Raw genomic sequence first — 9539 nt, 5'->3', positions numbered from 1 at the left:
AATGGCATCACTGGCGATGGATACGGGTAAGCTGTACGACGGTTCTCGCAGTTCTATTAATTTGGCTGGCTCCCTGTTGAAGCCGGCAGAAATATTCGACAAGCATAAAAAACGCGTAATTGACGATGGCGGAATTATCCTCAATGAGGCGTCGCTCATGGATGAAATCAACTTTTTGGTTGAAAAGGATGCCTGGACAAATATGGCGTCGTTTGCAGCGCCTGAGTGGGGGATAAAAAAGAACGCCGACGGGAACGTGATTAAAATGTACGGGCTGGGAGATACCCCCGATTATGAGGCGGTCGTCGCAGGCACAACGGTGAACCCAATCACGCTCGACACTGCACGCGAAATCCCCGTTCTGAACATTAAGTTGCAAAACGGCGGGACATATTTACGCACCGCCCGAATGTTGCCGATCCAGAAAACGCGAAATGCACAGTACCTGATGGCCGTACGTGCATTAGATCTCGATCTGAATGACAACACCGGTATCGCCGTGTCGTTCATCAATTCAAACTTCCCTGCCATCTATTTTTGGTCGGTAAGTCGCCAGTCCCAAAAATACTCATGGTTTTACGCCTGTGATCAGTTTAATCCGCCGACCGGCGCCGGCGGCGCGAATGTTTCACGTGCGCCATTCGACGGCACGATCACCCGCACCGCTGCGCTGGTTGATGTTGTGGGTGAGCGTATGCGTGGGTACGAAAACGGCACGTTGTATAAAGAGGATATTAAAACGCCGCCGCCGAATATTTCAGGCGTAATGGGTTATCTGCAAGTCGCCGGCCGATATCCCAGCGATCTCACATCATCAGACGGCGCGTACGGGTGTATTGGCCGCATTCGAGTACTCTCGCAGGCCACTGAAGACCTGGCAAAACTGATTTCACAGCGAGCGTAATTTATGGGCAAGTTCTTCAGCATCATAACCAACCGCGGCGCGGAGAAAATCGCCGCGGCCGCAGCCATCGGGGAAAAGCTCTCGATAACCGTGATGGCGGTCGGGGACGGATTGGGGACACTACCGCAACCGCACCCGGAGCAAACGCAGTTGCTGAACGAGCGCTATCGCGCTGACATCAACTCACTCAACATCAGCAATGCCGATCAGCGTGTTATTGCTGTTGATATGGTGATACCCGCGAATATTGGCGGATGGTGGATGCGCGAGATCGGTGTATATGACAATGATGGTGATCTTATCGCCGTTGCGAATATGCCGGAGACGTATAAACCGCTGCTTGATGAGGGATCGGGCCGGTTACAGATTATACGCATGGAGTTGATGGTTAGCAGTACGGCAGATGTTGAGCTAATCGTTGACCCCGACGTCATAATAGCACCAGTGACTTATGTCGATAATAAGTTCAATGAGGCAAAAGGCCGTGCAGACGACGCCTACGCGCTGGCGGAAAATAAAGCCGCGTTCGATGACATTTACCCGCCGGGGATCAGTATCTTCTTTGCGACGAACCTGAACCCTAACGAGCGGTGGCCCGGCACCACCTGGCACTATACCGGCGAGAATAAAACGATCCGCATTGGCAAGGCCGATGGAACGGATGTGATGACCGCCGGCGGTTCGGACACGGTAACACTGAGCGTTGAAAATATGCCGAAGCACAACCACGGCGTCAGCGGCAAGGTGGGCGAGTTTGACCACGGCACCAAGTGGGCGTCGGAGTTTGACCACGGTACGAAATGGACGTCAGAAGGCGGCGAGCACGCGCACCAGGGCGGCATGGTGGCCCCCGGTGAAGCGTGGGATAGCGATTACGTCGTCGGTTCGGACAATGACAGCCACCGCACCCGGAACTGGACAAGCCAGAACGGCAACCATAGCCACACCGTCGATATTGGCATGCACAATCACACCGTCGACATTGGTAGGCACGGCCACAGCATCGAACTGACGTCTGCCGAAGTCGGCGGCGGCAAGGAATTTAGCATTGTTGAAAGCCACATCAAGCTGATGTGCTGGTATCGAGCCGCATAAAAAAAGCCCCTTTCGGGGCTTTTTCTTCGCCTGCAGTACAGCCGGCGCCGTCTATATCTGCCGGTATCGAGTACAGACAGATCACGCTATACCTCACCCGAACAGACCGTTTACCGATTTTGTCACCGAGTTGATCGCCCGGCTGGCGCTGGTGCGCAGCTCACCGAGCACGTCACTCGCCGACGTCGTTTGCAGCTTCTCGCGAAAATCGCTGTCGACACGGCTAAGGCTGATGGAGAACTCGATTTTTTTCGGGTTGCCGTAGCGGTCAAACTCCGACTTACCCCGTTCTAACCGCGTCATCACGTACATGCCGTAAATTCGCCCGTCCCCCTCAATCAGCGGCCAGGGCCGGCCGGTAAAGCCTATCGTTTCCAGGCTCGACAGCGACAGATTTCCGCCGGTGATCTCCGGGTAGAGCACGCCATCAAGCGTGATACTGTCATCCCCTGCCCCGATATACTGCCAGCCGGCAGACTGGTTAATGCGATCGTTCTTGACGTGACGCCAGTCCTGCGAATGGCGCAGCTGCTGATAAGGTGCCGTGCGCAGCGTAAAAACGAACATCCCGAATACCATCATCATGTTTTTGACTCCCGTTAATCGCGATCGCGGAATGACCCGCGGTTACCCCTGACTGTGCTGGCCATTGCATCGCGCACCGCGCTGCGCACCATCCGTTCCAGATCCTGATCCGAACGCTGGCCGACGTCGTTAAAGACCAACTGGAAGATGGGGCCACCGCCGCCAGGCGCGGACACGGGCGCCATCGCGGCCGGTTGTGACGCCGACGGCACCGAGAGCACCCCGCCGCCGGCAGCGGCCGCTACACGCGGCACCGGTTGCGGCATCACCCGCGCTTCCTGGTACGCCCCACGCAGTGCCAGCGCGCGCGGCAGATTTTTGAAGACGATATCCCCCGGCCCGATGCGTTTGGTGGCGTTGGTATTGTCGGCGGTCGCCTTGGTATTGCCGGCGATCTCGTTCAGGCGGCGTAGCGTGCCCGTGTCGCCAGTCAGTGCCGGGGGTGGCGAGCCGCCCAGCTTCGGATCAACAGTTGCCGGGCCAGTAGGCAGACCGGGGCCGGCCCAGCTCCACCCCTTCTTCACCATTTTTTTCTGCTGCGGATCCCATTCCCACATCGCGGGCTGATTGCGCAGCTCTTCGGCCTTACGCCTGGCCTGCTCGATGCCATCCGGGATGAGGCCCATCTTCTCCAGCAGCCAGCCCACACCATCCATCAGTTTTGACAGCGGATACAGCAGCACCTGCAGCGCGGTGCCGAACACTCGTCCGAACGTCTCGCCGGCGCTGGCGCATTTGTCCAGCGTGTCTTTGCTGGTCTGCATCGGCGTCAGCAGCTTGGTGAACCAGTCCCACACGCGGCCGAGGGCGTCGCCAATCACGCCAAAGATCGGTGCGATACGTGCAAATGCGTCACGCAGCGGCGCCAGCGCCGCCATGACGCCAGCACCAAAGCCGACAAAGAACGCCTTGATCGGCTCCCAGTATTTCCAAATCAGCACGCCGGCCGCGACAAAGGCGGCGCCAATCAACCCGATCGGACTCAGCAGGAACGAAAGCGCCGCCCCCAGCGCTGAAATAGCACCGGTGAGAATGCCCCATAGCGTTGACAGGCCCGTCAGCCGTAGCGCCAGCCCCATCACACCACGCACCAATGAACCCAGCGCTGCCGACGGCGCCATAAATACGCCCATCAGTATGCTGCGCAGCGGCACCAGCGAGCCAAGCAGACCACGGAAGCCACCAGAGAGCGAAGCCAGCACACGCGACCAGCCGCTAACCCTAGCCATGGCGTTGCCGCCGGCGCCAACGAAGCCCCGCAGCGCGCTAACGGTTCCCATCAGACCGCGCCCGCCCGTCAACAGCATGAAGCCAAGACGCAGCTTAGCCAGCGGCCCAATCAGCAGACCGGTCGCCAGGCTGGCGATCCCCAGCGCGGCCACCAGGGCGGTGACAGCGCCGGCGGTCAACAGAATGGATTGCGCCAGCCGCGGGTTTTCTTTCACCCACTGGCTCGCAGCGTTGATCACCTCACTCAGCCCCTGCGTCAGTTTGCGCAGCGGGCCATCGGCAGTCTCTTCAACCTGAATACGAAATCCTTCCCAGGCGGAGTCCAGCTCCTTCAGGTCGCCGCCGAGGTTATCCGCCATCACCTTGGCGGCCTTCAGTGCCTCGCCCTGCGATTTCTTCAGGTCGGCCAGTAGCTTCTGCAACTCCCCGCTGCCGGCAGATAAAACCAGAGACTGGAATGACTTTGCAGCTTCCTCACCCGCGATATCCTTGAAGAACGAGAGTTGATCGGTATCACCGTACTTTTTGATTGATTTATAGATATCGGCGAGAACTACCTCTGCGGGACGCATCTTGCCAGTAGCATCGGCCACACTGACACCCAGCTCTTTCAGAGCCGATTTTGCTCTCCCCGTAGGGGCAGCTAGGCGGGAGAATGTAGTTTGTAAACCAGTACCGGCGATACTGCCGCGCAAGCCAGCATTAGCCAACATGCCGAGCATTGCCGTTGTCTGCTCAACGCTAACATTGAGGCCTGACATGCCGGTGCCCGCATATTTCATAGCTTCGCCAATTTCGGCTAACCCTGTATTTGTACGGGTGAATGCCGCAGTTAATACGTCACTGACGCGATCCATCTCCTTCGGATCGAGGCGGAACTGAGAAAGGATGTTCGAACTAATATCCGCGGATTCGCCGAGATCCATGCCGCCGGCCAGCGCCATGTTGAGCACGCCAGGTAACGCGGCCTGAATCGCCTGCGGCGTAAAGCCGGCCATCGCCAGGAACGCCTGCCCGCTGGCCGCGTCGCGGGTGGTAAAGGCCGTTTCGGCGCCGAGCTTTTTCGCCTGGGCGCGCAGGTCGGCCAGCTGCGACGAGCTTTTATCCAGGCGCGTCAGTGCCTGCACCCGCGACATTTCGGCATCGAATCCCACAGCCGGCGCCAGGAAGCGGCCGCCGGTATAACCAGCAACCGATGCCCCGGCAACCATCCCCATGCCAGCGCCGCGCAGTTTGCCGGCGGCATCTTTGGCGCGGGTGTAGCCAGTTTGCGCCTGGGTAACGGCGGCCAGCTGCCGCCGCTCCCGCTCAAGCTGCTGGTTGTATTGCTCTGTTCGACGAATGGCGCTTTGTACCGCACCGCTGCCGGCAGACAGATTAATCCCGTGTTGACGTACCGCCTGGGCCGCCTCTCGCAGCTTGGCCGTTTGCTGGCTGTAGGTTTGCGTCAGTCGGGTGAGCTTGCCGCGCAGGTTTTCCAGGTGCGCGGCCTGGGCGTCGGTCAGTTGCCCGCCCTCTCGAACGGTCTGATTCAGCCCGTTAAACTCGCGCTTCGCACGGTTGATTTTCTGTGCCGTGTCGTTGGCCTGCGAGCGCAAGCGGTCAAAGCTGGCGGCTTGCTTGTCCAGGTCTTTAACGGCGTTTTGCGTTTTCTTGAGGGAGTCAGAAAGGCCGCTAACAGCTTTGCTAGCGGCTTTAACCGGGCGGGTGAGCTTGTCGATCGCGTTGAACGCGACGCGAATACTAAGATCCATGGTCATCCTCGTCATCGTCATGGTTGCCGCTGCGGATGGCGGCGCGCTGGCGCCATGCCATCAGCTCGCGCAGCTCCATGCCGTACATCTCGGAGGGCGGCCAGTGAAAAACTACAGCAATGTCAGCGATGAGATCGTCAACGCTGACAAACAGCGGTTCCCTTACTTGTTCCCCGTCTCCGCCACGTTCGGTACGGACGGCGCCGCTTTGGTCAAAAAAGGCGTCATCTCTTCAATGAACGCCACAAAGTCACCGGTATCCAGCGTGGCGATCTCGGCGGCAGTCAGCGCTGGCGCAGTGACGCGCGTTAGCAGCGTTGAAACGGCGTCATAGTCGAAGTTGAGCACGTCGACCAGGCGCAGGCCACGCAGCGAGCCGGCCTGCTTGATGGTGTCGGTGATGGTGACAGTGGTGATCTCGCTGTTGCCGCGTTTAATCGGCGTGGTGAGCGTTACGGACATGTGCATGTTCTCCAGGCGGCCACGCGTGCCGCCTTCAAAGTAGGTTAAGGGTTAACGATCAGCCGCCAAGGCCGAGAGCTGACACAATGCGATCGGGGTACAGGTTTTTCCCGTCGCGCTTGTAGATAAAGTTCAGCAGGTCGATTTCCAGCAGCGCCTTATCATCCACCGACAGCTTGTAGTAGGTGTTCTTGATGGCATAGGTGTGGTTGGTGTCATCGCCCTGCTTGGCCTCACCCGGATCGATTTCGGTGATGCGGCCGCGCATCTCCACTTCCATCAGTGAACTGGTGCCGCCGCTGTAGATTTCACCGACGAAGCGCAGGCGCATTTCGTCAATATCGCCGCCGTATTTGAGGATCAGCTCTTCAACGACGCCGCCGACCACCATCGACGCATCCAGCGCGCCGCCGTCAAGGCCGAGGTCTACCGCTACGGCGCCTTGCATGCCGCCGCCCTGATAGTCCTCCGTCTTGCGGGTGACTTTTGGCAAGGTGACGCTGGGGATCTTGCCGATGTGGTTGGTGCCGTCCGCATACAACGTGAACAGCCGGAGCTTTTTAGGGATAGCCACTTATGCCCCTCCCAGCGACGCGAAGGCCGCTTCGTAGTATTGATCGGTGAAGGTCTGGATCATGGTCAGATCTTCGAGTGGCGGCACCGGGCTGTAGTTGTAACGCACCACAACCGAACCCTGGCGGATGCCGGTTGTCGGGTTATCGACGATATCGAACCAGCACGCGGCGCCAATCAGCCGGCCGGCAGTGACCTCCCCCTGCAACTTGGCATTGATACCGCTGGTCACATCTTTGACGTTTGCCGGCGTAAGCGGGGTGTCAACTGTAGTAAATTGCGCTTCCGCAATGGTATCCGCCAGGATCTGCGCGGAACGGGTGTACACCTCGAAGATGTACTCGTCTTTGTCCGTGGTGCGGTTGCCCCAGAAGCGGAAACCATCACGCTTAATCAGCGTGGTGATTTCGTTGGCGTTCAGTTCGTTGGCATCGGAGTCTTCCGCCTGCAACGCCCAGAACACATCTTTCGAGATACCCAGCACATTGCTAACCGCCACGTTTGACAGCGACTTGTGCCAGCCCTGCTCGTTATCGATCTTCGCCCGGAGCCCCAGCGCATACGCCACCGCCGGGAACTCTTCGTTTTCGCCGCTCACCGGGTTATACGCGATAAAGTTCGGCCAAATCAGCATGCCCTCACGCTCGGCAAACTGCTGGCGATAGATTTTCGCCTCGGCGATCGTCTTGCAGCCGTCGCAATAGCTGTAGGAAAACGCCCGCAGCTGCTTGGCAATCACCCGCAGCTGTGCGGTGACTTCCTGCGTGTCATACATCGGCACGCCAAGAATGCGCGGCCGGTAGCCAACTTTCTGCTCGGCGGTCAAAAGCGCGAACATGCCGGTATAGCTGCCGTCCGCCTGGGAACCGCCGATAATCAGCTGCGACTGCGTTTTTGCGCCGTCTTCCGTGCCGGCTGCCGCTACACGTACCACGATCACGCGGGTGCTGACCTGATCGGAAATGGCCTTCAGGGATTTATAGAGCGAACCGGTTTTACCGGCCTTGCCGAGTACGCTGATTACCCGCGTGATCAGTACCGGCGTGTCTAACGGGAAGGTGGTTGCGTCAGCATCATCCGCCACCGCGACCAGACCAATGACCGTTGAGTCAACGTCATTGATTGCGGTCTGCAGGTCGGTGTTTTCCTTGACGCGCGCACCATGGAAGAAATTGTCGGTCATACTGTACCGCCATCATGCTTGTGAGTTCGTGGTGATATTCGCCGAAAAACGCCGGCGCAACACGCGGCGCTGGTTGTCATCCGCCGGCGACAACAACGCGCGGTTTTCCCCGTCGCGCGCGCATGAAACCATCAGCGCCAAAGGGGGAGCCATGGCACTGACTACTGACGCAATCGACAAGGCCAAATCACTGCTGGGTGGCGGCGCCAGCACGTTCAACGATTACCAGGCAGAGCTGTCGCGCGTGCCGGCGTTCAGCGTCCTGCTTGGCGGCAAAGAATTGACCGCGCTGGATGAGCGCGTTTTGTCGCTGGAAATGACCGACAACCGCGGCTTTGAGGCCGACGAGCTGACGATCACCGTGGACGATACTGACGGTCAGCTGCAGCTGCCGCCGCGCGGTGCCGAAGTGTCCGCGTCGATGGGCTGGCATGGTGAAGCGCTGGTTTACAAAGGCATTTTTATCGTCGATGAAGTGGCGCACGCCGGGCCGCCTGACACCCTGACGATTACCGCCAGAAGTGCCGATTTTCGCGACGAGTTCAACGTCAAGCGAGAAGTGTCCTGGCATGACGTCACCGTAGAGCGGGTGGTGTCAGCGATCGCCAGGCGCTACAACCTGAAGGCCATCATCTCGCAGCAATTGATGGAGTTGGAGATCGACCACGCCGACCAGACGCAAGAAAGCGATATGTCCTTCCTGACGCGCATGGCCGAAATGCTGGGCGCCATTGCCACGGTGAAAAATGGCAGTCTGCTGTTCATCCTGCCCGGTGGCGGCGTCAGCGCCAACGGTAAGGCGCTGCCCTCCTTCGCCATCACCCGCAGCAGCGGTGATCGTCACGCCTTCCGCATTGCCGATCGTGATGCCTATACCGGCGTGCGCGCGTACTGGCTCGATCTGGAGTTCGGGAAAAAGAAAAAGGTCACGGTGAAGGCCCGCAAGCCGGCGAAAAAGAAAGTGCAGCGCAGCAGCAGCCGCGAGGGTGATTACATCGAGGGGGCCGACGGTAACGTCTATGTCCTGCGCAAAACCTACAATAACGAAACGGCCGCCAAACGGGCCGCGGCCGCAAAATGGCAGCAGCTGAAACGCGGCGCGGCTGAATTTACCCTTACCCTGGCCTACGGCCGCGCCGATTTATACCCGGAGCAGCACGGCACGGTATCAGGATTTAAAACCGATATTGATAATCAGGATTGGATAATCGCCAGGGCGAGCCATTCGATCGACGGGAACGGCTTTACCACGCGGCTGGAACTGGAGGCTAAAATACCTGAATGGATTGCGGAAAGTGAGAAGTGACGGCCATAATAACGGGGAGTTCAACTCCCGCCATGGGAGGCCATCATGTTTGTTTGCCCGATCTGCGGTGCTATGGCCCGCACCCGCACCAGTCGCCGTCTCAGTGAAATGACGATACGCCAATATCATCAGTGTCAGAATTTCGAATGCAGTATCACGTTCACGACGCTAAACAGCGTTGAAAAGCTGGTAACAAAGCGCGGCCCGCGCGAAGAGCTGCCGCCAGACTTTATCCCGCAAGACGCCTTCCCTACGTCCCACTATGGGCGTGACCAGCTCAACCTGTCACTATGAACCGGCCCCGCCTTTGAGCGGGGTTTTTTATCATCTGTTTTCATAGAGATGCCAGCCACAGAGCAAACCAGATGGGTAAAAATGTGGTCAATAAAAATATAAAACTTATATTTTTCAATTAAATAAATAACAAAAAAGGGAGGCTTTCGCCTC

At 58.4% G+C, this 9539-nt stretch carries 10 protein-coding genes; 4 read left to right on the top strand and 6 right to left on the bottom strand.

Annotated features, from left to right (window positions below; genetic code table 11):
* Nucleotide 1 precedes the first annotated feature (1 nt).
* Both GT753_RS05325 and GT753_RS05320 read left to right on the top strand, forming a co-directional pair.
* Nucleotides 2-904 carry a hypothetical protein gene (locus GT753_RS05325; RefSeq protein WP_160125337.1) on the top strand — a complete coding sequence of 301 codons (903 nt, stop codon included), beginning with the start codon at nt 2-4 and terminating at the stop codon, nt 902-904.
* Nucleotides 905-907: 3 nt separating this feature from the next.
* Nucleotides 908-1999, top strand: coding sequence for a phage tail protein (locus GT753_RS05320; RefSeq protein WP_160125336.1), 1092 nt, complete (start codon nt 908-910; stop codon nt 1997-1999).
* A gap of 93 nt (nt 2000-2092) precedes the next feature.
* Here GT753_RS05320 and GT753_RS05315 read toward each other — a convergent pair whose 3' ends face one another.
* Genes GT753_RS05315 through GT753_RS05290 form a run of 6 tightly spaced genes read right to left on the bottom strand, consistent with a single transcriptional unit; the run spans nt 2093 to nt 7786 of the window.
* Nucleotides 2093-2584, bottom strand: a complete 492-nt coding sequence (locus GT753_RS05315) for a phage tail protein (RefSeq protein WP_048233367.1) — start codon at nt 2582-2584, stop codon at nt 2093-2095.
* A gap of 14 nt (nt 2585-2598) precedes the next feature.
* Nucleotides 2599-5568: a phage tail tape measure protein gene (locus GT753_RS05310; protein ID WP_160125335.1), complete on the bottom strand. Its 2970-nt coding sequence runs from the start codon at nt 5566-5568 to the stop codon at nt 2599-2601.
* Nucleotides 5558-5722: a GpE family phage tail protein gene (locus tag GT753_RS05305; RefSeq protein WP_072055827.1), complete on the bottom strand. Its 165-nt coding sequence runs from the start codon at nt 5720-5722 to the stop codon at nt 5558-5560. Before GT753_RS05305 ends, GT753_RS05310 begins: the two co-directional genes overlap by 11 nt.
* A gap of 8 nt (nt 5723-5730) precedes the next feature.
* Entirely contained in the window at nt 5731-6030 is a 300-nt protein-coding gene (locus tag GT753_RS05300) for a hypothetical protein (RefSeq protein ID WP_046687325.1), read from the bottom strand.
* 58 nt (nt 6031-6088) lie between these two features.
* Complete coding sequence (locus tag GT753_RS05295; RefSeq protein WP_160125334.1) at nt 6089-6604, bottom strand: phage major tail tube protein; 516 nt, start codon at nt 6602-6604, stop codon at nt 6089-6091.
* Complete coding sequence (locus GT753_RS05290) at nt 6605-7786, bottom strand: phage tail sheath subtilisin-like domain-containing protein (RefSeq protein WP_160125333.1); 1182 nt, start codon at nt 7784-7786, stop codon at nt 6605-6607.
* A 151-nt stretch (nt 7787-7937) separates the two neighbouring features.
* Between GT753_RS05290 and GT753_RS05285 the strand changes: the two genes are divergently transcribed.
* Nucleotides 7938-9092, top strand: a complete 1155-nt coding sequence (locus GT753_RS05285; protein ID WP_160125332.1) for a phage late control D family protein — start codon at nt 7938-7940, stop codon at nt 9090-9092.
* A 45-nt stretch (nt 9093-9137) separates the two neighbouring features.
* Complete coding sequence (locus GT753_RS05280) at nt 9138-9386, top strand: ogr/Delta-like zinc finger family protein (protein ID WP_072062302.1); 249 nt, start codon at nt 9138-9140, stop codon at nt 9384-9386.
* Nucleotides 9387-9539: the final 153 nt, after the last annotated feature.

It is taken from the genome of Serratia sp. Z4 (assembly GCF_009900725.1).
Taxonomy (GTDB): Bacteria; Pseudomonadota; Gammaproteobacteria; order Enterobacterales; family Enterobacteriaceae; genus Serratia; species Serratia nematodiphila.
Note: the sequence above shows the minus strand (reverse complement) of the source record. Positions and strands in the feature narration are given on the sequence as shown.